18 protein-coding genes are annotated in these 25,087 nt (G+C 45.4%); 8 read left to right on the forward strand and 10 right to left on the reverse strand.

The features are described from left to right. Positions 1–2: 2 nt before the first annotated feature. From QUA33_RS07585 to QUA33_RS07595, 3 genes are all read right to left on the reverse strand, one after another. Complete coding sequence (locus QUA33_RS07585; protein ID WP_333147767.1) at positions 3–1,580, reverse strand: GMC family oxidoreductase; 1,578 nt, start codon at positions 1,578–1,580, stop codon at positions 3–5. Between the two features lie 57 nt (positions 1,581–1,637). After that, positions 1,638–2,057 (reverse strand): fasciclin domain-containing protein, encoded by a 420-nt coding sequence (locus QUA33_RS07590; RefSeq protein WP_333147769.1) that lies wholly within the window; start codon positions 2,055–2,057, stop codon positions 1,638–1,640. 62 nt (positions 2,058–2,119) lie between these two features. Continuing rightward, complete coding sequence (locus tag QUA33_RS07595; RefSeq protein ID WP_333147770.1) at positions 2,120–3,268, reverse strand: L-dopachrome tautomerase-related protein; 1,149 nt, start codon at positions 3,266–3,268, stop codon at positions 2,120–2,122. A gap of 264 nt (positions 3,269–3,532) precedes the next feature. On the opposite strand from QUA33_RS07595, the gene QUA33_RS07600 reads away from it, so the two are divergent. The 3 genes from QUA33_RS07600 to QUA33_RS28195 all read left to right on the forward strand — a co-directional run bounded on the left by QUA33_RS07600 (position 3,533) and on the right by QUA33_RS28195 (position 5,765). Continuing rightward, positions 3,533–4,435: an SMP-30/gluconolactonase/LRE family protein gene (locus tag QUA33_RS07600; RefSeq protein WP_333147772.1), complete on the forward strand. Its 903-nt coding sequence runs from the start codon at positions 3,533–3,535 to the stop codon at positions 4,433–4,435. Positions 4,436–4,534: 99 nt separating this feature from the next. Next, positions 4,535–5,083, forward strand: coding sequence for a DoxX family protein (locus QUA33_RS07605; RefSeq protein ID WP_333147774.1), 549 nt, complete (start codon positions 4,535–4,537; stop codon positions 5,081–5,083). A 565-nt stretch (positions 5,084–5,648) separates the two neighbouring features. Further along, positions 5,649–5,765: a transposase gene (locus QUA33_RS28195; RefSeq protein ID WP_445251067.1), complete on the forward strand. Its 117-nt coding sequence runs from the start codon at positions 5,649–5,651 to the stop codon at positions 5,763–5,765. Positions 5,766–5,862: 97 nt separating this feature from the next. On the opposite strand, the gene QUA33_RS07610 is transcribed toward QUA33_RS28195, so the two are convergent. Further along, on the reverse strand, positions 5,863–7,155 hold the full coding sequence (locus tag QUA33_RS07610) for an endonuclease/exonuclease/phosphatase family protein (protein ID WP_333147776.1): 1,293 nt from the start codon (positions 7,153–7,155) through the stop codon (positions 5,863–5,865). Between the two features lie 43 nt (positions 7,156–7,198). Then, a complete protein-coding gene (gloA2, locus tag QUA33_RS07615) occupies positions 7,199–7,585 on the reverse strand; it encodes an SMU1112c/YaeR family gloxylase I-like metalloprotein (protein WP_333147778.1) in 387 nt (128 codons plus the stop codon). A 162-nt stretch (positions 7,586–7,747) separates the two neighbouring features. Here gloA2 and ilvC point away from each other — a divergent pair, with 162 nt between their 5' ends. After that, a complete protein-coding gene (gene ilvC, locus QUA33_RS07620; RefSeq protein WP_333147780.1) occupies positions 7,748–8,944 on the forward strand; it encodes a ketol-acid reductoisomerase in 1,197 nt (398 codons plus the stop codon). A 930-nt stretch (positions 8,945–9,874) separates the two neighbouring features. Here ilvC and QUA33_RS07625 read toward each other — a convergent pair. From QUA33_RS07625 to QUA33_RS07640, 4 genes are all read right to left on the reverse strand, one after another. After that, the gene (locus QUA33_RS07625; RefSeq protein WP_333147782.1) at positions 9,875–11,533 is read right to left on the reverse strand and encodes an alpha/beta hydrolase; all 1,659 of its coding nucleotides are present in this window, start codon (positions 11,531–11,533) and stop codon (positions 9,875–9,877) included. A gap of 514 nt (positions 11,534–12,047) precedes the next feature. Continuing rightward, complete coding sequence (locus QUA33_RS07630; RefSeq protein WP_333147784.1) at positions 12,048–14,051, reverse strand: cation:proton antiporter domain-containing protein; 2,004 nt, start codon at positions 14,049–14,051, stop codon at positions 12,048–12,050. A 560-nt stretch (positions 14,052–14,611) separates the two neighbouring features. Next, a complete protein-coding gene (locus QUA33_RS07635) occupies positions 14,612–17,389 on the reverse strand; it encodes an NHL repeat-containing protein (protein WP_333147785.1) in 2,778 nt (925 codons plus the stop codon). Positions 17,390–17,687: 298 nt separating this feature from the next. Continuing rightward, the gene (locus QUA33_RS07640) at positions 17,688–19,085 is read right to left on the reverse strand and encodes an amidase (RefSeq protein ID WP_333147787.1); all 1,398 of its coding nucleotides are present in this window, start codon (positions 19,083–19,085) and stop codon (positions 17,688–17,690) included. Positions 19,086–19,390: 305 nt separating this feature from the next. Between QUA33_RS07640 and QUA33_RS07645 the strand changes: the two genes are divergently transcribed. Together QUA33_RS07645 and QUA33_RS07650 are read left to right on the forward strand one after the other, a co-directional pair. Next, positions 19,391–20,653: a type IV pilus twitching motility protein PilT gene (locus QUA33_RS07645; protein ID WP_333147804.1), complete on the forward strand. Its 1,263-nt coding sequence runs from the start codon at positions 19,391–19,393 to the stop codon at positions 20,651–20,653. A gap of 68 nt (positions 20,654–20,721) precedes the next feature. Continuing rightward, positions 20,722–21,522 (forward strand): circadian clock KaiB family protein, encoded by an 801-nt coding sequence (locus QUA33_RS07650; RefSeq protein ID WP_333147789.1) that lies wholly within the window; start codon positions 20,722–20,724, stop codon positions 21,520–21,522. Positions 21,523–21,861: 339 nt separating this feature from the next. Here QUA33_RS07650 and QUA33_RS07655 read toward each other — a convergent pair whose 3' ends face one another. Continuing rightward, positions 21,862–23,502: a thioredoxin-like domain-containing protein gene (locus QUA33_RS07655; RefSeq protein ID WP_333147792.1), complete on the reverse strand. Its 1,641-nt coding sequence runs from the start codon at positions 23,500–23,502 to the stop codon at positions 21,862–21,864. Positions 23,503–23,797: 295 nt separating this feature from the next. On the opposite strand from QUA33_RS07655, the gene QUA33_RS07660 reads away from it, so the two are divergent. Further along, the gene (locus QUA33_RS07660) at positions 23,798–24,517 is read left to right on the forward strand and encodes a hypothetical protein (protein WP_333147794.1); all 720 of its coding nucleotides are present in this window, start codon (positions 23,798–23,800) and stop codon (positions 24,515–24,517) included. Beyond that, positions 24,517–24,996: a DUF2726 domain-containing protein gene (locus QUA33_RS07665; RefSeq protein WP_333147796.1), complete on the forward strand. Its 480-nt coding sequence runs from the start codon at positions 24,517–24,519 to the stop codon at positions 24,994–24,996. Before QUA33_RS07660 ends, QUA33_RS07665 begins: the two co-directional genes overlap by 1 nt. The last annotated feature ends 91 nt before the right edge of the window (positions 24,997–25,087 follow it).

A 25,087-nucleotide genomic window follows, 5' to 3' on the forward strand; every position in this document is an offset into this window, starting at 1 on the left:
TGCTACTTCAGCTTTTGTGCTAGGCGATCGCCAACGCGCAGCGCATTTGCCATAATTGTCAGCGTCGGGTTAACGCCTGAATTGGAGGGGAAAAAACTGCCATCCACAACGTAGAGATTATCAACATCATGGGTACGGCAATTCAGGTCAAGGACTGAGGTTTTGGAGTCTGTGCCAAACCGACAAGTACCGCATTGATGACCAACTGATTGTACCGGCATCTGGGCACGGGGATACAGGCTAAAGGGAATGACGTGCTTGGCACAACAACGGTTGAGGGATTTGAGTACAGATGTCCACCGGTGAATTAGGCGATCGCCTGCTTCCGTATTGTTCGGCGTATAATCTAGGCTAATCTTGTCGCCCGCCACCCGAACGCGATTATTTGGATCTGGCAAATCTTCTGTCTGCAACCACCAACCAACAGAGCGCTCAGCAATCAAATGCCGCTCATATTCAGGAATCAATTTTACCAGCGGAGCCATAAGCCCAGGAGCTTCAGCCGGCAGCATATCAGCTAACACATTGCCAGTATTTTGTACCATGCCCATTGGGTAAGGAAAATCCGGCTCTCCCCAATAATAATCATTTACAGCAATTGTTTTTTGAAAGCTAGCTTGATTCACTTCTAGGTGCATGGAAACTAGAGCGGTTGCCAGATGTTTCATCAAATTCCGCCCCACCATATCGGAACTATTTGCTAATCCATTGGGGTGATTCTCGTTTGCCGATTGCAATAACAACACAGCCGAATTAATTGCACCGCAGGAAACCACCACAATATCGCCTGTAAACTGCTGCCGCTCCCCTAAAATTTCTGTTTCTACGCCCGTCACCTCTCGCCCTGATTTGCTGGTATGCAGTCGCAGGACTTTTGCATTAGTTATTAGGGTAAAATTGGCATACCTTTCGCGGGTAGGACGAATTGCATTCACATCCGCATCGGCTTTCGCGCCTACTAAACAAGGATAGCCGTCAAATGTATCGCAGCGAATGCAAGGGCTTTTTGTGCGATCGCCTTCATTCAGCTTTAATCCTAATGGCAAATTAAACGGATTGTAGCCAAGTTCTCGAATCTCATTTTCGAGTACCTGCATATCAGGTTCGTGGCTGACAGCCGGATAAGGATAAGGTTGGCTGCACGGCGGTTCAGTTGGATCGGTTCCTCGCTCTCCATGAACGTCATAGAGTGCTTCTGCTTGCGTGTAATATGGCTCAAAATCTGCGTATTTGAGCGGCCATTCTGGAGAAATTCCTCCCTTATGAATTACGCGATCGAAATCTCGTTCTCGAAGCCGCAAAAGAGCCGCACCATAAACTTTTGTATTGCCGCCAACCCAATAGCCTGTCTGGGGTCTAAACTCCTTGCCTTCCCTGTCGTACCAGCGCTCGTCCGTGTGATAGCGCTCTTTTTGATAAACTTCTAGCGCACTCCAATTAGCTTTTTCCCTGGGCAAAAAGTCGCCTCGTTCTAGCACTAAAATCTTTTTACCAGTCGGTGCGAGACGGTGAGCGAGCGTACCTCCACCCGCACCGGTGCCAATAATGATGATATCGTAGTGATTCGCGGGATTTACCATTGCCAAGTTTTTGCCCAATTGTGCTGGTTTGAGAATAATTTTACCTTAGCTCACTGGTTAAATACTACCCAGAGATTCAGGAATCAAAACAGTATCAATGATGTGAATTACACCGTTATCTGCTTCCACATCTGGAGTGACTACCTTAGCATCGTTTACCTTAACTCCATCAGAGGTATTAATCTTGAGCGTTGAACCTTCGGAGGTGGTGACAGAATCAGTTTTGCCGATTTCTGCTGCTGTGATTTTTTGATCGGGAATGACATGATAGGTTAAAACTTTGATTAGATCCGGGATATTTTCTAGCAAAGCTTCTACAGTTCCCGATGGCAGTTTAGAAAACGCTTCATCAGTTGGTGCAAAAACGGTAAACGGGCCTTCTGCTTTTAAACCCTCTGCTAAGCCAGCAACATTGAGAGCTGTTACTAAAGTAGCGAAAGTACCGGCATTGATTGCAGTATCTACAACGTCAGGCATTGTCAATCTCCTTAATATTTACAGGGAGTTTTACAGTTAAACTTGAAATTACCAACGCGATTTTAGTTGCGATCTAGCAAGACTTGGCCTGCATCAATTCGGATGCGAAATAGGCTGTAAGGTTTCTCGCGCAAGTCTTGCCCATTATGATAGCTGGGGTTCCTATTCCACTGATCTACAGTAAAGTAGAGATAGCCGTCTTGGGCAACAAAAAGGCAATTCGGCCACAGCATTCGCGCATCGTGTGCGACTGTTTCCAACGTACCATCCGGTAGGCGGCGCAAAATCGAATTGTTTTCGTAGTTCGTCACGTAAAGGCGATTTTTAGCATCGGAAACCATGCCACCGGAAGCGCCTTTTTCACCGTGATCTATGACTGTGGCGGCCACCTCTTCATCAGGTAGATTTTGATTAACTAATGCTTCAATGCTGACGCTGTAAAGGTGCCGGCTTGCCAGGGGACAATAGAACAGTCTTTGACCGTCACCGCTGAGGGCAATGCCATCGCTACCGGTGTGAATGTGTTTGGGCGGTTGGCCTGGGTGGCGCACCATCATCGGTTGGCCTTCGACTACTGGCAAAAAGCCTGGAATTGGTTTAGTTGAAGGATGGTCATTGAGTTTGCGCCAACTTTTTCCAGAGGCTAAATCTACGACAACAATGCCGTTAGGCCCTTCTTCCGATGAGTCGGTAATAAAGGCAATTCCTTCTTCTCCCCAGCGCAGATCGACGCGCACATCATTGAGGGTAGAATTGGCAGAGGCGATGGATTCGGGAAAGAGAATTTTTTTGACAATGCGATCGCTTTCCAGGTCAATTCCCACCAGTTTCGGGCCGCCGGGAGGAACTGAATTTTGTTTAATTTTTGCGTGGTCTAACAGCCAAAGGCGATCGCGCGCGTCGATGGTCATGCCTTGTACGCAAAGCAACCGTTCTGAGGGCGAAGCTAAATCTAACTTGTGGATTTCTGCATTGGGATAGGGAACGGGATTGCCGTTTTTTTCTGGCGGCTGTTTGAGTTCCGCAACGGTGAATTCTACATCGTCAACCAGACGGGGGTAGCTGATGAAAATTCGCCCTTGCTTGGATACGGCAACACCGATGGGCATGGGACCATCGAATAGCGTTATTAGCTCTAGATTGCCAGCGGATTTGTCAGCAGGCAATGAAGGCATAGCGGCCAAAGGTTCGGTTGCGACCAAGTTCGCCATTGCACTAATCCTATTTAGATTATGAATGATTTAAAAAAGCAGAAATTTAGATGTTAATTATATCTAAAAAAGGTCTAGCCTGCTATTTAATTAACAAAGCACAACAACTTTTTTGGATATTTCGCTGCGGTCAACTTAACATTCTCGATAGAATTTTAATATCTATCTAATGGCTTAAGTGAGATTTATATCTAAAGACTGATTTTTATTTGAATAATCGTTGTTTCAGGATATAAATGACCTTGAAAATGGTAGAAAATACTAATGCTTGAAGGCATCAATATTTATGACGATCGCATGAAATCGCTCCTGCGTCCTGGTGCTTCACTCCAGAAGGTTGCCAGCGGTGCAGTCTGGAGCGAAGGCCCGGTTTATTTCCATGAAGATGATAGCGTGGTGTGGAGTGACGCTCACGGCAACCGCCTGCTGCGCTGGAGTCCCCGTGAGGGAGTGAGCGTTTTGCGCGATCCGTCCGACTATCAAAGTGGCAATTACCGCGATCGCGAAGGTCGCCTTGTCTCGTGTTCGTCGGGTTTGCGCGCGATCGTCCGCCGCGAACACAGCGGCGAATGGCAGGTGTTAGTCGATCGCTACCAAGGCAAGCGCCTCAACAGCCCGAATGACCTGGTAGTGAAGAGTGACGGCACGATCTGGTTTACTGACCCCCCCTACGGCCTCACCCAGCCAAACCAGGGATACGGCGGCGAACAGGAACAGCCTGGATGTTTTGTGTACCGCTTCGATCCGGCGACGGGTGCGATCGATGCGGTGGTGACGGATATGTTGCGCCCCAACGGCCTCGCCTTCAATCCAGACGAAAGCATCCTGTATGTGTCGGATAGTTCAGCTTTCAATATGCCCGAAGGATATCACCACATCCGCGCCTATGATGTTGTAGGCGATCGCGATGCGGACAATGGCCGCGTGTTCGCAGTCATAGATCCTGGTGAACCCGACGGGTTGCGAACGGACGAACACGGCAATATTTTTACGAGTTCCAAAGATAGCGTGCAAGTGTACGCGCCCGACGGTACTCGCTTGGGGAAAATTCCGCTACCGGAGACGTGCGCTAACCTGACTTTTGGGGGAGCCCAGCGCGATCGCCTTTTGATTGCGGCGGGCACTTCTTTGTATGCGATCGATCTCAACACTCGCGGGGTGCAGTAAGTAGGAGAGAAAAGGCTGTATAGCCGACTATTTACGAATCTGTACTTGACGTTTCATCATGTCCAGTTTGGAATATCTCAATAGATTGGAAATGACAAAATGATTTATAAATTTGCTCTTGGCGTGGCGATCGCGCTTCTGTTCGCTCAAGTTTCACCTCATCTGCCAGAACTAAGTTTCAAACTGCTTAGTTCACTCAATCCCGTCTTTCCGGCAGACCTTCCCGGCTGGGCACTTTTATTGTTGAGAGTGGGTGTCGGCGGCTTATTCCTGCTGCACGGCTACCCAAAAATAACACATCTTCGAGAGTGGTCTGATGCTCTGAAAATGCCGCTGTTTCTGTGCTTTCTCTCAGCAGCTTCCATGTTGGCTGGCGGAGTTTGCCTGATTCTGGGATTTCTCACACTCTTAGCAAGTCTGCCGATTCTCGGTTCAATGCTATTTGCTATCTATTTAGATATATCCAAACGGTTGCCTTTTGTTGCTAGCGATCCCTATTTAATTCCTGAAGGGCAGTATGAAGGGCCCAATGGCAAGGGCGAACCGCCAAGCTGGGAAAAAGCGTTTATGTACTGCTTGATGCTGATTGCGATCGCCCTTTTAGGGCCTGGTGCATATTCGCTGGATGCTTTAATTTTTAGAGGCTAAATTATGGGCTGGCAGTCCGTTAGCTAGACTATTAGCATTTCGCGATCGCTCTTTACCTATTGTGCGATCGCAGTTTTGGCCTAAAGCGAGGCTGACTCTGCTAAATAAATAGTAACCCGAGCAAATAAAAATGAACAAATATATAAAAGACTGAATCAAGTTCTTGCCCGGATAGAAAGAAGCTTAAAATACGCCTCCAAAGAAGTATTATCGTCAAAACCATCCCTCATTAATTAAATAACTATAAATTGATTAAATAGATAGCCTTAATTAAAAGCCAAGGGAATTACTGTGCTGTATTAATATATCTAATTAAACTCAATGACCCTTATCGAAGGATTAATAAAACTTCAATTTAAAGAAAATAATAAAAATAAGCCGAGTAAAAAATATGTATCTCGCTCTCAAGCTCATACCTGAATTAAAAGAAAACTTTAGAGAAACTCTTGAGCGGGAAATAAATTGCGAGAGGGATTATGTAAACCTGGAGAATTACACTTGAGAGCAAAAAAATATTTATTTTTCTGACAGCCGGAACACTATTATCCGTTGGCTAGATGAGATTATTGCTTACTTTGATAATATGAGTACAAGTCGTGGTGTTGAGGGTATAAAAAACAAGCTCAAGGTCATAAAACGTTCTGGTTATGGTTTGAAAAATATTGAAAAATACTCTCGTTAGATGTTTGCTTACTGGCACTTTAATGGTGAGTTTTGCTTATCAACTAATCAATAGCCGAGTTAATCAATAAGTTGTGATCAAATATAGCATCCTGCCTTCAAATGACCAAATCTGTAATTAATGGCAAATGATCCGAACCGACATTTCGACCAGTACGAATCTTCAAAACACCAATTTCTTTGCTGACTAGAAAGTGATCGATCGGAATATAAGCCAGCGGCATAAAAGTCGGCCAAGTCGGTAAAATGCCAAAACCCGATCGCGCATTTCGCAGTTTTCCAGTTTTTACCATATTTTTGTAGAATGGCGACCACATTGTGGTATTGAAATCCCCAACCACAATCAGGGGATTTTTGACTTGGGCTGCATACTCGCCAATGCCTGCTAGCTGTCGATTGCGCTCGATAAAGCTCTGCTGTTTGATTGGCACAGTGGGGTGAACAAGAATCAAAGAAATGATTTTACCTTGAAATTTCACATCCGCAAACAAGCTCTTTCTTCGCTTTGAAAATGCTTTAAGAGAAGCATTCTCTAAAGGCAGCTTGCTGTATATTGCACTGCCAAATCTCTCTGATTCTTGCAGGTGGGAAGAGTAAGGAAACATTTCGCTTAAGACGGCTAACTCCTTCGCCCAAACTGTGCTAACTTCCACAAAAACCGCGATATCGGGTTGCTCTGCTTTTACCAGCGATATCACCTCAGAATAGCGTCGGTTATTCGTTAAAACATTTGAATGCAAAATACGCAAGTTTTGTGCGGAAGTTGCTGCTGCAAATGCTGGCGCTGGAAAGTACCAAGGAACAATTTCCGCCAAATTAATGATCATGCAAAATGCGCTCACCAGCAACCATCTTTTTTTTGAGCGCACCAGAGCGAAAAATATAAAAGTAGAGAAACCAACCAGCAGATATTGTAGTTTGAAATGAGAAGTCAATTCAAAAAAAATGTTGAATTGTCCTAAATAACCGACTATTGAAAATAGGGCATTGACAGTTGCTGCGATAATAAACCATTTTAAAATTATGTGTTTCAAGCTAAGGTTTTTGTTGGGCGTGCTGTGCATCACTGCCCATTTGAGCTTGATTTTAAGGTCGTTGGTAATCGGCAATTTATCAATTTCTGTTACCAGTTGTTCTGGCTGTTCCAACACTCGCCGCTTTTGATAAAATCTCACCAGCAAGCTATCAACCACAAAATAACTAAAATAATTGGCAACAAATCCTACAAATACCAACACACCTAAACCGATCAGCATACCAAAGGAACCGCCGACTTTGACCAAACCTGACCAAACGGCTGCGTCACCTGTTTTACCAGTAGCTACTATGGCTATAAATAGCATTAAAGCAGGCACTCCGACCGTGATTGTGTTTCTGATGATAGAGTCCATTGTTTATCTTTTATGCTAAGCGTTTTCTAATTTTGCTGTCGCTCTAAATTTCATAAATTTCTAACGGTAAGTTGTCGGGATCTCGGAAAAATGTAAATCGTTTTTCGGTAATCTCGTCAAGACGAATTTCTTCTACTTCTACTTGTTGGGATTTTAAGTAAGCAACGGATGCTTCTATGTCCTCTACGGCAAAAGCTAAATGTCTCAAACCGCAAGCTTCAGGATTGTTAATTCTTTCAGGAGGATGGGGAAATGAGAAAAGCTCGATGGTGTCGCCGTTTCCGACTCGCAAATCTAGTTTGTAAGAATTCCTCTCGGTTCGGAAAGTTTCTTTGATAATGGAACATCCCAATACTTCTACATAAAATTTCTTCGACGCTGCGTAATCCGAGCAAATAATCGCCACATGATGTATTGACTTTATTTTCATCTTACAAAAGTTAGTTAGTTGCATTTTGATGAGATGTTGCACAATTCTCAATAAGCTTTTTAGGAACAGGCTTTCCGGCCTGTTCCACAACAAAATTCACTCTTTGTGGAACAGGCCGGAAAGCCTGTTCTTGAGAATGGTGCAAGATGTGAGGTTTTCCAAATGCACAGCACGCTATTGACAATTATATTTGACGATCGCAGACTCTGCGAGAAACCCTGCGAAATTCAGGGCGATCGTCCTTTATTTTCCCTCGCCCAAATCTTAATTGAAAAAATTTCTGCAAAAAAAGCACCCCACTTTGATAAAATCAGACTTTTGCAGTCAATCACCCAATTTGCATCTCAGGAGACAACCACTATGGCCCGTATGTATTACGACACCGACGCGAACCTAGACCTCTTAGCCAACAAAACGATTGCTATCATCGGCTACGGTTCCCAAGGACACGCCCACGCCCTCAACCTCAAAGACAGCGGCATGAATGTCGTTGTCGGTTTGTATCCCGGTAGCAAATCTGCCGCCAAAGCAACCGACGCGGGTTTAACAGTGCACCCGGTAGACAAAGCAGCCGCTGCTGCTGACTTCATCATGATTTTATTGCCCGATGAAGTTCAAAAAACTATTTACAAAGAACAAATCGAACCGAACCTTTCTGAAGGAAATGTTTTAGCATTTGCTCACGGTTTTAACATTCACTTCGGCCAAGTTGTTCCCCCTGCCAATGTAGACGTAGTAATGGTTGCCCCCAAAGGCCCAGGACACTTGGTGCGGCGGACTTACGAACAAGGGGAAGGTGTTCCGAGTTTGTTTGCAGTATATCAAGATGCTTCCGGTCAAGCGCGCGATCGGGCAATGGCTTATGCTAAAGGTATCGGCGGCACCAGAGCCGGCATCCTGGAAACCACTTTCCGCGAAGAAACAGAAACGGATCTTTTTGGCGAACAAGTAGTTTTGTGCGGCGGTTTGAGCGCCTTAATTAAAGCTGGATTTGAAACTTTAGTTGACGCCGGATACCAACCGGAATTAGCTTATTTTGAATGTTTGCACGAAGTTAAACTTATCGTTGACTTAGTAGTAGAAGGAGGCCTCGCCAAAATGCGCGACAGCATCTCCAATACCGCAGAATACGGCGATTTAACTCGCGGTCCCCGCATCGTCACGGATCAAACCCGCGCCGAAATGCGTAAAATTCTCAGCGAAATTCAATCCGGTCAATTTGCCCGCGAATTCGTTCTGGAAAACCAAGCCGGCAAACCGGGTTTTACCTCCATGCGCCGTCAGGAAGCAGAACATCCTATTGAAGAAGTTGGTAAAGATTTGCGAGCTATGTTTAGCTGGTTGAAAAAGCACGCCTAATCAATTTTAGATTTTAGATTTTAGATTTTAGATGGGAAGACCAGTCTAAAACAGTCCTGGAGGCATAACCTCTATCTGTAGGGTGTGCATTGCACACCTTACTGCTTTGAGGAAAATCTAAAATCTCAAGTTTAATCGATTTGAGATTGCAGGAAAAATCTAAAATCTACAATCTCAAATCGTCATGTTTGGTTGTGCTTCGCTTAACCCAACCTACAAGAAAATGGCTAAGTATTATTAGAGAAACCGGGTTTCTCGCTGGTAGATCAAAACTATCGACTGGGACTAGGACTTTTTTGCAATTTATCAATATCCTCTTGCCTTTTCTCGTTGAAATCTCTCGGCCTCAACCAATTCGGCCACAACCCGACGAAGAACTTTCGGCTTGCTACGCTAGTATCTCTTACAGGTTTGGGAAGAAAAGTTAAAGTGTCACCGTAAACGGTAAACAGGGCTATAAACAGCAGCAACAGCGGGATAAGATTTTTTTTAAGCATGGCAGTTTGGGAGTAGAGTTTGTGAAAGCGCTTTGTTATATTTTGCCCTTGCACGGGCAAAATATATCAGAGACAGCTTAAGAAGAAAATACACCCCTGGGGGCTAAGGGGCGCCGCCTACACAAGGAAAAACTGCTAGTCGCAATATGATGTCCCCTCGAACTACCACTAGAAACACCTTTATTAGAGGTGTTTCTAGTGGACATCCGATTATTAGCTAAGGACTAATAGCGGTAAGGTGCGCCTACTACACCCTACATAATTAGGTTGTGGGTCGAGAACTGTACCAGATATTATGGTTTTTTTGCGCTTACCTAAGCTGTTTTACATTTAAACTGTGTGTCAAAAATCAATAAAACTCTTGTGGGACGGGCTTCTAGCCTGTCCCGAATTTTCAATTTAAATGCGTAACAGCTTACTTAATGACTAATGACTACTTATTCCCTTGAATAAAAGTTTGCACTACTGCATTAATTTCGGGAGTAATTTCTGTTACCAGCCGCACCGGGATTGCATTTGTAGAAGCAAATTGCGCGTATTCGGGCGTTAGAAAAACTGCATATTTGTCAGCTTCAGCAGTTAGTTGAGCGGCGGTAGCTAAACTTACAGCTTTTATATAATTGCGTATGCTAGCAGCTTGGTCGCCGACAACTTCATCTCCGGTAATTACTGTGCTAGGTCTGCGAACTTGGTTTAAAGTTGTACTCGGATCTTTGACGCTTAAGTGGGTTCCTCCTACAAAACCGACTAGCCATTTGGGAGATGGAATCTTTGGGAATCCGGCAATTTGTTCTGCTAAGGCGGGAGTGGTTTTGTCGGCAGAAGATGCTACTATTAATGTGGGAATCTTAATTTTACTTAAGCCCGTTTCTCCAAATAATAAGGATGCGATCGGATTCATGGCGATCGCCCTTTTAATCCTGCCATCTCGCAATTGATACCGTTCTTCGGGCAATCCGGCCGCCGCGCACTGAATGCCTTCGCCTAAGCTGAACCCAATCAAATCTCCCTGACACCGCTGTTTGAGTCCACTCAATTGCAGTTCGGCGCCGGCCACGGACAAGGCTGTAGCGCCCCCGAAAGAATAGCCAATTATTACCGATGGATCGATCGCGATTTTCCCCTGCAAGTTATCATCAGTTTGGTTCAATTTTGTCAGTTCGTCGAGTACAAAACTGATGTCTTTGGGACGGTCTAAAAACTCTTGAGGAGCTAGCAAGGGACACTTCCCCGCCATCGCAGCATTGGTATTCGTCTCGTTGCTGCCTGGATGTTCTAAAGCTGCTACTACATAGCCGTGAGACGCCAAATGCTCGGCTAAGTAGCGCAAATCCGTGCGGACGGAACCCAACCCGTGAGAAAAGACAATCGTCGGTTTGTCGGCTGTTGCAGCTTCCGACCAATACACATCAACTGGAATAGGTCGATTGCGGGCGCTATCGTTCAAATCTAGCGCCCGTACCTGCACCGAATTAGGGCCGGGTTGGCTTGGATCGAAAGGCAGGTTAAACAGGGGTTTAACCGGTGCTAACTGAGGTGAGATCGCCGCCATAAAGCGCTGAGTTTGCCAAAAACTTACGTTCATATTTCCCAAAACTGCGAAAGCTCGATCGAGATCCACCACCACCCGCGAGCTCGGATAAGATTCAATGAAACTCAATATCGATAAGCCTTCCGGTGCCTTTGCTCCCTGCACCAGAGCGGCTCGCAGCGCTTCCACACCCCCACCGTCGCGCCTGGGTATCACTGTAGTCAAATCCGTCAGGATGCCAGTGCCGATGCCCGTATTTAGCAAGTTGCTCAGGCCGACTACATTTAGGGGAATTTTCGCTTGCAGCGCCCGAAAAATTTTACTTCGCTGTTCCTCAGACAGGAGATTGGCGTATGCTTGCAGTTTGGCGGGGACTTTTCCTGTTTCTGAGAGTTCGCGCAAATCCGCAACCGATATTGACGATTCTAAAATACCTTTGCGGATAACAACCGTTTCTGCCGCTTTTACAGAGGATGTCGCGTCGCTGAAAGTGCCGATCGAAATCGAACCCAAAACACTCGCCACCGAAGAAAACCATCTGAAATTTGGTCTGATGCTCATTTTGACCTTATTGAACTAGAGGGGTATATCACCATATTCTCAAAATTCTCCCAGATACTGAGAAATTGTCCTAGATGCCGAGAAATTGCCTGCATCGGGGTGCGATCGTCAAGGCCTCTACGCATATTTACTTGCCGATCGCACATTCCGTACCTAAGTGCACTTCTTGTGCGGGTGCTAATGATGAGGAGTTGAATGATTTTTTAATCGACAGCCCAAAAAATACAAACTTCGCGAGTGAAAAGAGCGAGCTAGTGTATTTCCGAACCGCGCAAAGGTGCGGAAATTTTTATAGCAATTCCGTTGGATTAGGATTAAATATAAGACTTACACAATTGTCACAAATAGGGCTTAAATTTTAGGTATGTAGTTGCGCTTGTCCGCTCTTAGATTAGGAAAGAGCGAGTCGAGCGCAACTACATACCTTTGTTTAATTAGCCAGTTGGCTTTAGTCCTAAAATATTAACTGCAGATGAATGCAGATTCATAACGTAATCTGCGGTTAAAATCTTCCTCAAGATACAGGAAAATAAACAACAAGCATGGAAATATTTTGGTGAGTCCGGGCGAGCGCTTCCGGTTCTTTGAGAGTTCCCGGTTGTTCCCACAAATTCTGTTGCTGAGAAATTGTTGTTAAAATCAGCAAATCGTGTTCTAACAAATTCTGCGAAACTAGCTTGATAAAATTTCCCCGCACCCGATTTACTGGTATCTCAGAAAGAATTTCCACCTCCGCCGCACTTTTGTTGCTTTGTTCCCGTTTTGTCGCCACCAACAACACTTGCAAACTCGCCTTGAGTTCCTCGGCTAAACTCTTAGCAATACCCACGGTTTCCTGAAATCCAAAGCGAGTCAACTCGCTGTCAGTTACCGCCAAAATAATTCGGGCTGTATTTTGGAGAGGATCGGGAAATCGAGCAATCAGTACGGGTACTGGCGATCGCCTTACCACATTGTCAATGATGCTGCCAAAAAAATTGTCGCGAGTTGTGGAAAATCCCTTCCAACCGCAAACTATTAAACTAGCCTCGCGTTCGGTTGCACTCCGCAGAATTCCGCGATCGATCGCATCATCTATCCTCGCGATCGGTTCAACCGCACAAGCAGCCGCATGGGCCACAGTTTCCGCAGCCGTCAAAAGTTGAGTTTGCTGCATTTTATCTGCGGGTGAAATTGCTTCGCCGCGATCGGACAAAATATGCAGCGGTAGCAAAGTTCCGTGAGATTTTTTGGCTAAAATCAAAGCCAAACGCAGCAAATTATCTTCCGTATTCGGATTAGCAACAGGCACTAAAACTCGGTCTCCCCAGGAATGCTTTCCCGAAGTAGCAGCCGGCAAACTCGACCCCGGCTGCTGCATTTCTTGACCCCACCGAGATACAATCCAAGGAGAAGCCACACAAGTTACTAAAATCATGGCAATGATGCCGTTCACCGTTACGCGATCGACCAATTTAATGTCAAAAGCAACCGTAATCGCAGCCAAAGTAGAAGCAGCTTGAGCCACAGAAAGACCGAACATTACCATAATGTTGGGAAACTCAAAACCAAATAATTTCCCCGGTAGCCAAGCTGCCAAAAACTTGCTCGCCACCTCTGCTAAAATCATCACCGCAGCCACCAACAAAGACTGCGGCTGCTTTACCAAAATTAACGGGTCAATTAACATCCCCACAGAAATCAGAAAAAACGGCACAAACAGCGTATTGCCAATAAACTCAATCCGATTCATCAAGGGACTCATTTTGGGAATAATTTGAGTAATGGCAATTCCAGATAAAAACGCACCAATAATTGCCTCAATTTCAATTAGTTCTGCTGCGTAAGAAACTAGAAATAGGGTAGCCAATACAAATATAAATTCGGCATTTTCGTCGTGACCGAATTTCTTAAAGAACCAGCGACCGATTTTGGGAACTCCCCACAAAGTACCAAAAGTGTAGATAGCAAGAGATGGAATTAGAAACAGCCAGAATTCGAGAGTGAGATTTCCTTTGAAAGCTTTGACAACAATTGCCAGCACCAACAGGCCCAACACATTCGTAATTAAAGTCCCGCCCAAAGTCGTAGTAATAGTCTGAGTTCGCATCAATCCCAATTTGGTGAGAATTGGCAGCGCTAAAAGGGTGTGCGTAGCAAAACAAGAAGCGACTAAAATTGCAGCCAGCCAGCTATATCCCAACAGCAGCATCGCTCCTGTCCCCAATATCATCGGTAGCGAAAAAGTAGCCAGCCCAAATATGACAGCTTTGTCCGCATTGAGTTTGAGGTCGTCGAGGCTAGTTTCCAGTCCCGCTAGGAACATCAAAAACAGCAATCCTACAGTACCTAACAAAACAATAGTAGCGTCTCGTTGCAGCAAATTTAGACCGTTGGGCCCGACAATTACCCCAGCAATAATTAAACCGACTATTCCCGGTAGTCGCAAGCGCTCAAATAACAGTGGCGCGAGTAGCATGATTGCTAAAAGAACTAGAAAAACGGGAACGGGAGCGGTAATCGGCCCGGAAGTTAACATAAATTTCACCCTAAATATTGGCAGCGAACTGCTATTATATTTAAATTAAAATAATCAAAATATCTATCAATCTAAAGAGGTATTCTCAATAAATTACAGCCTAATTGGTAATAAGTAAGACTGGGCGGTAGCAACTAGGTTTATAGGGAAAACATGGGTTTGATGACTATAAATTGGGTGCATCACGAACTCCGATAAAAAACTATCTTTTTCAGTCCTGGAGGCACAAAAACCCGGTTAAAATTCAAAATAACAGGTTGTCAGCGATCGACGTTAACGTCGAAACCTGGTTTGCGATCCTATTTGCGTCCACCACTATTTAGGTATCAAATGCAGGGAGACACAGACATATATCCCAAGATGGAGCTTGGCAAACTCGGTATAATTAAGAAACCGGGTTTCTGAATTATACCGGGTTTTTCACCACAAAAGACAATTTAAATGGGTTAGTCTTGGACGAGAAACAACTCAGTTTCTACGCAACGTACTTAACCTTACCCTTACGGTAGCTAAGTATGTATTTCTTGTCAAGATTTTTCCATCTAATTTTCAATGATAGGCTAAGCGATCGACACAATACTAGCTCGCTCGTAAGGTAATCTGTTAGTCGGCACAACCTCCAAATTCATTTGCAACGAATCCAAAGCAGGATTTTCGGCTAGCAGCTTTTGCGTCAAACTCTTATTAAGAATTTCCCAGAAATCCGTTTCATTGGGATAATTAGTCAAGAAACTGTCGATGCTTTTGTAAATCGGCACAAAGTCTGGATACTCATCCTGCGTAATTCCTGGTTTGTACTGATATTTGACATCTATGTTGAGGTTATTCAAACCCTGGTGATCGATCGAGTAATTAGGAATCTTGAAATCCCACGCTTCGCCTAATTTACCATCTTGAGTTCGAGTAACGGTACTGCTGCGATCGTAAGGCAATTGGTTGGTCGGTAAAACGTTCAAATTCACTGTCACAGACGAAATTGCCGGATTGTCAGCAAGCACTTTTTCGGTCACATTTTTGTTAACAATTTCCCAAAAATCTGTTTCGTTGGGGTAGTTGACTAAAAAATTGTCAATACTCTTGTAAATCGGCACAAAATCAGGATACTGATAATTTTGAATCCCATCTTTGTACTTATAATTTACATCAATATTCAGGTTGTTTAACCCTTGATGATTAATTGGGTAATTTGCCAATGTAAAATTCCATTTCTGGGTCAGTTGAGCATCGGACGGAAAGAAAGTAATTCCTATTGGACGCTGTAGCTTACTGTCGGGAGGGACAAAAATAGAACTGTTACTCGACCCAGGATTTCCTGATATTGGCAGCGGTTCGTCAGTTTTGCCATTGTACCGCAAAACAGCGCCGGCACCGTTAGCATTAGCACGGTTGTCAAAGCCCACTACAAACAAATTGCCGATCGGCGAAAAGGCCAAACTACCTACATAATTGCTACTGGGCGAAGTATCAGTATAATTGGTAGATAAAACCTTGACCAATTCCCCACTTTTTAAATTGTAGCGCCTGATATCGTTAGCAAAATCGCTGACATAAAGGTCGCCGTCAGCGGGCCCGATTGCCATTCCCAAAAGACTTGCAAATCCCTGACCCCGAGGCGAAGGATCGGGCGAAGCAAAGATACTTGACTGCCGGGTTTCGGGGTTGTAACGCAGCACCTGACTGGGAAAACTTGCGCTAAAATCAGCTTGACCGTTGCTCGCAACACTCCCCTCCGTTGTCACATACAAATTGCCGTCAGGCGCAAACAGTAAACCGTTCGGGCCATTCAATCCTCCTGCTTGCTGATTTCCCGAAGCAAATACATCAATAAACTGTCCTGTTTTGCCGTTATATCGAAGAATTTGGTCGCTCAAAAAACTGCTGACATAAAAATTACCGTCAGGGCCAAAAGCTAAACCGTAAGGGCGAAACAATCCGCCAGTTTCATCGACCGCCGTGTTCGGATTATCGCCGACAAACTTGTCTATAAATGCGCCAGTAATTCCGTCATACCGCAATACCGCCGATGCTGTTGGTTCTCCCGAATTCCCGGGCTTATCGCCGCTACTAACATAAATGTCCGATTTATCATCGCCATTGCCATCTGGCCCAAAAACGATCGTATCTGGATTGGACAAACCGCCGCTTCCCGGTGGAATAAATTCGCCTATAAAATTGCCGGTATTGCCGTCAAACCGAAGTACATTATTTCCCCTGCTATTGCCAACTAGGAAAGTTCCTTGAGGATTGCTGGGTTGAGTGCGAGTAACTTTGCTGGTTTGGTTGTAGGGCACATTTTGGCTTGGCAAAACGTTGAAATCTATCTTAATTGCCGCCAAGGCAGGATTTTCGTTGAGGATATTTTGAGTCAAGTTTTTATTGACAACTTCCCAAAAATCTGTTTCGTTCGGATATGTGGTTAAAAAGTTATCAATACTCTTGTAGATTGGCACAAAATCAGGATATTCATTGGGAGCGATTTCCGGCTTGTACTGGTAATCTATATCTAGATTGAGCTTGTTCAATCCTTGGTGATTGATGGCGTAGTCTTTGACTGAAAAATTCCAATCTTCTGTGATTTTGCCCGATTGACTGCGGAACACTGTACTGGCGCGATCGTAGGGCAATATCTCCGTTGGCAAAACTTCAAGTTGAATCGTAACATCTGTCAGTACCGGATTTTCATTAAGCACCTTTTCCGTCAAATTTTTGTTAACAATTTCCCAAAAATCTGTTTCGTTCGGGTAGTTAACTAGGAAGTTATCAATACTTTGGTAAATGGGCACAAAGTCGGGATATTCGTTCTGGGTGATTCCCGGTTTTAATCCGTAACCTACTTTGAGATTTAGGGTGTTTAAACCTTGGTGCTCGATGGTGTAATCTTTAAAATTGAAAGCCCAGTTTTCATCAGGAAATAGGGAAGAAGTTTGCGATAGGGTGAGTTCTGGCCCGCCACCACGATCGCCAACAGCAAAATCCATCCCTGTCAGTTCGTCTGTCTGAAGTTGAGTAGAGACAGCGGTGTGGGATTTTACACTACTATCAACTTTAAGATTATCGCCTCCTGACGATTGGAGACCGCTGTCGGTGGATGGCCCAAAAAGGTCGTTAGCGAAGCCCTCGTAGAGGATCGCACTACCAGTCGCAGCAGCCGTCAAATCTGGTTTTTGAGTCAAATCGTAGCTGGTATCAAATAAAATATTGGTATGGCCTACGGCAATTGTACCGATCTGATTTAAGCGATCGAACTTACTGCCAAATAAGTCTGGTATTTCCGCTGAAACACCCGCAAGATTTCGAGGAATCTGATTTTCTTCAAACAGTCCTGGTGTGTTAAACATAAGCTATTTTTTTAGATACACCCGCCACCGAAAATTAATTTCACTAAATGTTACCCTCTTTCTCAAAAAAGTCAAGTAAGTTAAAAAGTATTTGATATTTCTTTACAAGAAGTCAACCTGAAATTTGTCCCCTTTCTCAATCCTCTCGTTTCCCGTTGTATCGGTATTGTTCAAATGTCAAACAGTCAACTGTCAATAGAAATTTATGCCAAAAACCGGATTTCTTGTTCGCCGCGCACAAGTCCTGATTTGGCATACCCATAAAAAAGGGAAACGTGCTTTTATTTCTTGCTCTTCCCTATTTAAAATCTAAAACCGGGAAAGGTTTCGCCGCTTCCATCTGCGCCGCTAAAGCAATTAAAGTTGCTTCCGCCGCCGGCCTCCCGATAATTTGAATTCCGACGGGCAAACCGTTGTTATCTAAAATGGCAGGAAGTGCGATCGCAGGCAAACCGCTAGCATTAAACGGCGGACAAGGAGCTACCCAATTAATAATCCGCTGCAAAGTTTCTTCAAAACTCAAATCAGCCCACTCTCCAACCCGGATTGGCGAGTGCATATAAGTCGGCAAAACTAACACATCAAATTTTTCAAAGAATCCCACAATCCGCCGTGAAATAACCTGCATTTGATTCACCGCCCGCAAATATTCCCCAGCCGAAATAGTTTTTTCTAACAGCCAGCGATTCATCGGTTCCAAAGCAGGGCCTGGAATGCCGCTTGCCGCCGCCCCAGACTGCCAAATTGCGATAAATGGTTCGATTAAACCCGTAAAATCCGGGCATCCAGGTTCGACATTGTGGCCCAAATCTGTCAATAATTTTACTGTTTCGAGTACGGCTTCCTGACAGATATCCGCAGCCTCGCCCACAGGGGAAATAGTCGTAGAAAACGCAATTCGCAGTTTGTCCGCCTTTTGACGGGAAGCCTCTAAAAACGTCGGATTTGAATCTGGTAGCCAGTACGGATCGCCTGTTGTGTAGCCTGACATCACGTCCAAAAGTGCGGCGGCGTCAGCTACAGTGCGCGCCAGTGGGCCGTTTGCAGAAATGCCGCTGAGGTAATCTCCGACAGGTGCCCAGGAAACTCGCCCCCGCGACGGTTTAATGCCCACTAAACCGCAGCAGGAAGCTGGGCCTCGAATCGAACCGCCGCCGTCTGAACCTTGGGCGATCGCGCACAAACCCGCTGCTACAGCGGCCGCTGAGCCACCGCTGGAACCTCCGGGCGTATAGTCTAAATTCCAGGGATTGCGGGCGGGCGGGAAACCTTCTGGTTCGGTGTAAGGTAATGAGCCAATTTGAGAGGTGGCTGTTTTGCCCAGAATGTTAAATCCCGCTGCTTTGATCCGCCAGACTACTGACTCGTCGTAGGCAGAGATGTTACCCAGCAAAGCCTGAGTGCCGTAGGTACAGGGAACGCCGGTAACGGGTGTCAAGTCTTTAATGGCGATCGGCACTCCGAAAAAAGGTGGCAATTCCTGTGGCTTGTTTAACCCAGCTAGTTTTTCGGTTTGAGATTTAGCTAGGGCGATCGCCCGTTCGGCCGTTACAGTAAAATAACTGCCCAGCTCGGGATTTAATCGCTCAATGCGTTCCAAGTAGAGATTGACAATTTCTAAAGGCGACACTTCCAGGGTGCGGATCGACTCCGCCAACTCCAGAGCTGGAGTAAAAGCCCGATCGACAGAATTCATCCGTTTAACTCCTTAATTGCTGGGCAAAGTATAATTTAATACTGTTGAGTTGCGGCAAACTCTTTTCCTTAAAAAATTTATCCAAAAAAGTCAAAAATCCATATTCGATCATATATCGATCGGGATGGCATCCTCCAATTGGCAGAATATTTCCTTAGTAGTGCAGCACTACGACCCCCTCTTGGGATAGACTGAGAACAACAGTTAAGCTTTTGTGCAAGACGCGCACAATGGCGATCGGCATTGTTCAACTCCCACAAATCATCTGTTCGAGTCAGCCTTCTCACCAACTTAAGGTAGCGCATATGACACAACAGCATCCGCCAGCTCCTCGCCCGCCCGTACCCGGAGCCCCCCCACCGCCAGGAATGCCCCGCCCTCCAGCTCCAGGGATGCCCCCCAGAGCAGCAGGAATGCCGCCCGCACCGCCACCAGCACCAGCACCAGCACCAGCACCGCCGCCGCAATCCTTCGCCACACCTAAAAGCCAGAGTTCTAGCAGCGGTGGCTCTCCGACTTTGAAAGAGCTAGTCCTCCGAGCCAAAGATGAAGGAGTATCCGACCTTCACCTCGGAGTAAACGAAGTGCCCCGCTTCCGCACGCGGGGCGAGATTGCCGACATCGGCTATCCACCGACGGATTTAGATACGTTTTTTGGCTGGTTGCGCGAGTGCATGAGCGATGAAGAAATTGAAATTTTCCAAAAAACCCTAGACTTTGACGGCGCTTTCGACTTCGGGTTCGTGCGGATTCGGATCAGTTGCATGGACTCCTTGGCCGGCCCGGCAATGGTGCTGCGGCTAATTCCTTCCAAAATAATGACACTGGAGGAATTGAAGCTGCCGGAGGTCTTTAAGAAAATATGCGGCTACCACAAAGGGCTGATTTTGGTGACTGGCCCGACAGGTTCGGGTAAGTCTACCACCTTGGCTGCGATGATCGACTACATCAATAAGAATAAAGCCTACAACATCATCACGATCGAAGACCCGGTTGAATTCGTACACGAAAGCAAAAAATCCTTGATCAAGCACCGGGAAGTCGGCAGGCACACCCTCAAGTTTATGAACGCTCTCAAAGGCGCTCTGCGGCAAGACCCCGACATGATGCTAGTAGGAGAAATTCGGGACAGAGAGACGGTGGAAATCGCCCTCAAAGCCTCTCAGACCGGCCACTTAGTTGCAGGAACCCTGCACACCAACAGCGCTATTAAAACGCTGAACCGGATTCTGGATATGTTCGGGCCCGAAGAACAGGAAGCGATACGGGTTTCCATTTCCGAATCCCTAGTGGCGATTATTGCTCAACTGCTGTGCAAAACCACAGACGGGAAGCGGGCTGCTTTCCACGACGTTTTGATCAATACCGACGTGGTTAAGGAATACATTCTGAAGGGCCAGAATGAGGAAATCAATCAAATCATGATCAAAGATACTTATGAAGGCATGACGACGATGAATAAGTCGCTCTACGGCCTTTATCAAGAAGGTCGGATTACTGAAGAACTTTGCGTAGAGAACTCGCCGTTCCCGAACGAAATGGCTCAGATGCTCCGAGGTCGAGTCTAAAGGTCGAGTGTTAACAGTTAGCAGTTAAAAGTTAACTGTTAACTGTTAACTTTTATTGGTGTACTGAATTGAAAGTCGATCGCCCTATTTTGCCAGAATTTTTCAAAGGCATTGCGCTGTTTACACCAGGGGGAGACTTAATCTATTGCATAGACCCCCGCAAGCAAACTCGGTGGCATTTGCAGTTGTGCGTAGCTCTACAGGAGATCCTCGGTTTGTCGGAACCGCCGCATTTTCTGATACCTTGCTACACGGCAACCGTTGACTCCTGGCTCGATCCAGGCGATAGGCAGGTGCGGGTTGCGGCCGAGGCTTACCCCCCCGTGCTGCGACATCAAACGCTGCTGAACGCCATTTTTGGGACTGGCGACTTAGTGTGGCATCCCCGGAGCGAAGAAATGTGCGAACCGATGGCGATTGCTACTTATCACGAACAATTCCCCGAACTTTGGGAAAATCACGACTTAGTTGTACAGTATGCCAGCCCCGAAGCTCGATCGGGCTGGAGCAGTTCGATCGTAACTCCCTTGGACCTTCCGCCATCGCAGCAGGCTCGGCTGCCCAAACCAACAGCACTCACCCCACCGCCACAAACTCAAGGGTACGTTTTGCGTCTGTTTGTTTCCGGCAGCAACCCCAGCACTGAACGCACCCTGGAAACTTTACACCAGTTTTTAGAGAAATGCCTCGATCGTCCCTACACTTTAAAAGTAATTGATGTTTTGAAACATCCAGACCAAGCTGAGGCAGATCAGATTTCAGCAACTCCTACTTTGATTAAAATCTGGCCGAAACCGGTGCGACGAATTGTCGGGGAATTGAACGATGATGAAAAAATAGTGCGGCTGCTGAGCTATTCGGAATTTTAGATCGGGTCGAGGATTTTTGCGATTATTTACTACTGGCGATCGCGGTTTTAGTAGCCCTGGAATTAACAACATTTAGTAATTCACTCCTGGACGCAAAAAGTGGTTTGGCGTTCTACTTATATCGGTTAGGTGTTTTTGGGCAGTACACCCTAAATATAAAGGTTCTGCATCCCGAAGTGAATTGCGGGTGAGGTACAGCACTCACCGCGAATAATTCGGGTAACTTACTTGGCTTGCAAATTGTGGTAAGGTGCGCCGAAGAGCACCTTACTTTACCACAATCAATCTGGCAATCAGGAGAATTGAGACCTGTGCCTGAAGTCAAAAAAGTCGATCGGCTTAATCAGGAAGACAAACATCCGGAGCGCACAAACTGGGGAAATCCAAAGTTGTGACTTCCAGCGTATCCAACTCAACTCGTCGAATTACATGATTGTTCGTATCAGCAACAAACAAATGAGGCCCAATCGCACTCAACCCTGAAGGTTCAAAAAATCGAGCCCTGAGACCTTTAGCATCAACCAAACCTGCTGTACCATCTCCAATCATGGTTCTGCACGTACCGCCCCGGTGGTCGATCCGCTTAATTTTGTGATTGTAAGTATCAGCCACCCAGAGGTAATTTTGAGCGTATTCAACACCCAAACAGTGCTGCAACCTGACCTCATCACCGCGACCATCTTTATCCCCAAAACCAAACAATTCACCGCTACCGCAAACAGTGCGAACCTTCGGGTCTTCATCTATACCCACAGCGCGAATCGAACTAATTTCGCTGTCAGCAACAAACAACTCCGATCGATCCGTAGCGAGGCCGCTGGGCTGAGAAAAAGCAGATTCTGCAAGATTCCCGTCCACACAGGATTCTCTGCCAATACCCGCATAAGTGCCGATCGTGCCAGTGTCTAACTGCATTTCCCAAATTTGGTGGGAACCCGCCATTGCAATAAAAAGTCTATTTCCAACTCTTTCTAAATCCCAAGGCGAATTCAATTGCGTTTCTAAACCCTTGCCGCTGCGGGGTGAAATTTCGTGACTTTGTTCGCCCGTACCAGCAACAGTTTCTACCCGTTGAGTCGTAAAATCAATCTTTCTGAGAGCATGATTTTCCGTATCAGCAACATATAGAATTTGACTTTCCGCATCAAAAGCCATACCTTGAGGTGCAAAAAACTCAGCCTCTTCAAAGTCCCCATCAGTTAAACCCGGTTTGCCGCTACCGATGACGTGCAGCACCTCACCTTCGAGGGTGCTGACAACAATCCTATTGTGGCCGGAATCGGCAATAAATAAGCAAGAACCGACTAAGTTTTGTATGACTGAATTAGCAGGCCCCGGCAATACAGTTTCATCTACAGATTCATTTTCCTGACTCATTTCGCCCAAAAGCGCAACCTGTTGGTGAAGATGTTTGGCCTCCGTGGCTGCGATCGCAAATGCCAGCACTTTACCGGGAAAAGCCAGCGGTGTTGATACAGGTTTGCGCTGTTTTTCTAAGCGAAAACTGAGTTGTTTAAAGTTAAGTGCATTTTTATCTTTGTATTCAGCAATTAACTTGCCAACTAACTCGTCAAGTGCTTCTCTATTCCCTTCACCCGAAACAAAGCCAACGACATAACTTTCAGGATCGATCACCATTAAAGTCGGCCAAGCGCGAACCGCGTAGCTTTGCCAAACTTTCATGCCGCTGTCAACGATTACAGGATGTTCGATATCGTAGCGGAGGATAGCTTGGCGGATGTTTTCTACTTCTTTTTCGTTTTCAAATTTAGCCGAGTGAACACCGATAACCGTGAGGGAATCTTTATATTTTTGTTCGAGGTATTTTAAGTCTGGCAGGACGTGCAAGCAGTTGATGCAGCAGTACGTCCAGAAGTCGAGGAGGACAACGCGCCCTTTTAAGGATTCAATGGATAAAGGTTTTTCGGTGTTCAGCCAGGGGTAGTTTCCGGGGAATTCTGGTGCTCTGACGCGGGGCATGGCATCTCCTGGGTAGGATGTGAATGATTTTTTTACTTCTTTAATTTAGCGGGAAGTTTAGCGACATGGGGAAAAAGCGGGTTAAACCTGGGCTTTTGGAGACAGCCAAGATGGCTGTGGCAAAAGAGGGGGGCGAGGGATGCGATCGAGCCTCACTGTCCTTGTTGAGTATAAATACTCAAAAAATTACTCTGTAATTAACATCTAAAAATCTTAGCCAAGATGCTTGACATCCCTTGCTGGGCCGTTTAAGCTATGTCTATGAATCTTAGTCAAGGTTTTTAGGAACCAGCCAATGTCTAAAATTATCTACGATGTCATCCAGCGTTTTGAGGTAGAAGACGGCGTACCCCGCCTGATTTCAACCAATATTCAAGTGATTGAAGGTGGCGAAGATTTAATGTCTTCGGCTGCAATTTTACTCAAGCAAATGGGCTTCTATGACAAGTTTGAGGAGAAGCGAACATCTCAATATATAGGATACAGAGTTAAGAAGCCAGGGAAAGGGGATAAACGTTATCAAGTTGTTTTTCAAGAGCGAAAGGATAGTTTGTTTATTTCGATTCCTCAAGATATCTTAGACGAACATATACTCAGCTTCAAGTATTGGACATTGGTAGAAGTAGAACCTGAACTTAGAGCAGGCTCAGTCTGGGTTTTACCCAGTAAAAAAGACCTTTTTTTAAATTCAATCGATCCGCGATTTACTACCCTAATAGAAGGGAAAATAAGGGGGACTTTTTATATAAATGAAATTAGAGAACAACTAACAGACTATTCTGCCCTACCAGAAAAAATCAATGTTTCTTTTGCATCCTGTAAACGCACAATTCTCAAAATTCCCCTAAAAAAAAATGAAAAGTTTCCCATTGAAACCTTAAGTAATAGGGACAGCTACGTCATATTCAGCGAAGATAAACTTTTTCCCTACGCATGGCAGGTTTCTATCAGTTCAAGTGAAGTTATAGAAGAGTTCCTGGGTCACTTTGCAAAAATTATCATGGAGGCAAAATAATGTCTGTCAAAGCCAAAAGACTGGTCAACCCTTACGAAGAAAGAATGCTTGAGTTTCTTCATACCTGTGTAGACAACAACTATAAAATTAATACACAGGTTAGCTTATCCCAAGTTTGCGAACAAGTCAGCAACCTTGACGGGGAACTAAAAAAGTTTTTATTTAGCGCCTGTGCTGTGGATGCTCTAATCACAGACTTGAACTACAATCCTTGCCTAGTAGTAGAGTTTCAGTCTCAATACCACGATAACGCAGAAGCGAGAGAGCGCGATCGCAAAAAAGCTACTTTACTTGAGTTTGCCAAAGTTCCCTTAATTTATTCGCGGGTAAAAGAGTGTGGTCTGTTATATCTATCCTCTCAAAATGAGGAAGTAGTTTACAATTTATACACGGGACAAAACAGGGAAAATGCCCAAGCGCTAATCAGGCAGTATTGCAGGGAATCAGTCGCGCCTCAACTTCAGCTTATAGCTTGGTAACAGACCTTATGCAACTCTTGATTCTTCCCAAATCTATGGGCGATTGGAAATCGCGACTAAACACAAAAAACCCGCCTGCGCCGGTTCTCAA

This window comes from Microcoleus sp. Pol14D4 (genome assembly GCF_036701245.1).
Classification (GTDB): Bacteria; Cyanobacteriota; Cyanobacteriia; order Cyanobacteriales; family Microcoleaceae; genus Microcoleus.

What these genes read in the sequence shown, in the direction of transcription:
- gloA2 (WP_333147778.1), bottom strand. Translation starts at nt 7,585, where the DNA reads ATGAAAATAAAGTCAATACATCATGTGGCGATTATTTGCTCGGATTAC.
- QUA33_RS07655 (WP_333147792.1), bottom strand. Translation starts at nt 23,502, where the DNA reads ATGCCCCGCGTCAGAGCACCAGAATTCCCCGGAAACTACCCCTGGCTG.
- QUA33_RS07660 (WP_333147794.1), top strand. Translation starts at nt 23,798, where the DNA reads ATGTCTAAAATTATCTACGATGTCATCCAGCGTTTTGAGGTAGAAGAC.
- QUA33_RS07605 (WP_333147774.1), top strand. Translation starts at nt 4,535, where the DNA reads ATGATTTATAAATTTGCTCTTGGCGTGGCGATCGCGCTTCTGTTCGCT.
- QUA33_RS07645 (WP_333147804.1), top strand. Translation starts at nt 19,391, where the DNA reads ATGACACAACAGCATCCGCCAGCTCCTCGCCCGCCCGTACCCGGAGCC.
- QUA33_RS07665 (WP_333147796.1), top strand. Translation starts at nt 24,517, where the DNA reads ATGTCTGTCAAAGCCAAAAGACTGGTCAACCCTTACGAAGAAAGAATG.
- QUA33_RS07600 (WP_333147772.1), top strand. Translation starts at nt 3,533, where the DNA reads ATGCTTGAAGGCATCAATATTTATGACGATCGCATGAAATCGCTCCTG.
- QUA33_RS07625 (WP_333147782.1), bottom strand. Translation starts at nt 11,533, where the DNA reads ATGAGCATCAGACCAAATTTCAGATGGTTTTCTTCGGTGGCGAGTGTT.
- QUA33_RS07640 (WP_333147787.1), bottom strand. Translation starts at nt 19,085, where the DNA reads ATGAATTCTGTCGATCGGGCTTTTACTCCAGCTCTGGAGTTGGCGGAG.
- QUA33_RS07595 (WP_333147770.1), bottom strand. Translation starts at nt 3,268, where the DNA reads ATGGCGAACTTGGTCGCAACCGAACCTTTGGCCGCTATGCCTTCATTG.
- QUA33_RS07585 (WP_333147767.1), bottom strand. Translation starts at nt 1,580, where the DNA reads ATGGTAAATCCCGCGAATCACTACGATATCATCATTATTGGCACCGGT.
- QUA33_RS07610 (WP_333147776.1), bottom strand. Translation starts at nt 7,155, where the DNA reads ATGGACTCTATCATCAGAAACACAATCACGGTCGGAGTGCCTGCTTTA.
- QUA33_RS07590 (WP_333147769.1), bottom strand. Translation starts at nt 2,057, where the DNA reads ATGCCTGACGTTGTAGATACTGCAATCAATGCCGGTACTTTCGCTACT.
- ilvC (WP_333147780.1), top strand. Translation starts at nt 7,748, where the DNA reads ATGCACAGCACGCTATTGACAATTATATTTGACGATCGCAGACTCTGC.
- QUA33_RS07630 (WP_333147784.1), bottom strand. Translation starts at nt 14,051, where the DNA reads ATGTTAACTTCCGGGCCGATTACCGCTCCCGTTCCCGTTTTTCTAGTT.
- QUA33_RS07635 (WP_333147785.1), bottom strand. Translation starts at nt 17,389, where the DNA reads ATGTTTAACACACCAGGACTGTTTGAAGAAAATCAGATTCCTCGAAAT.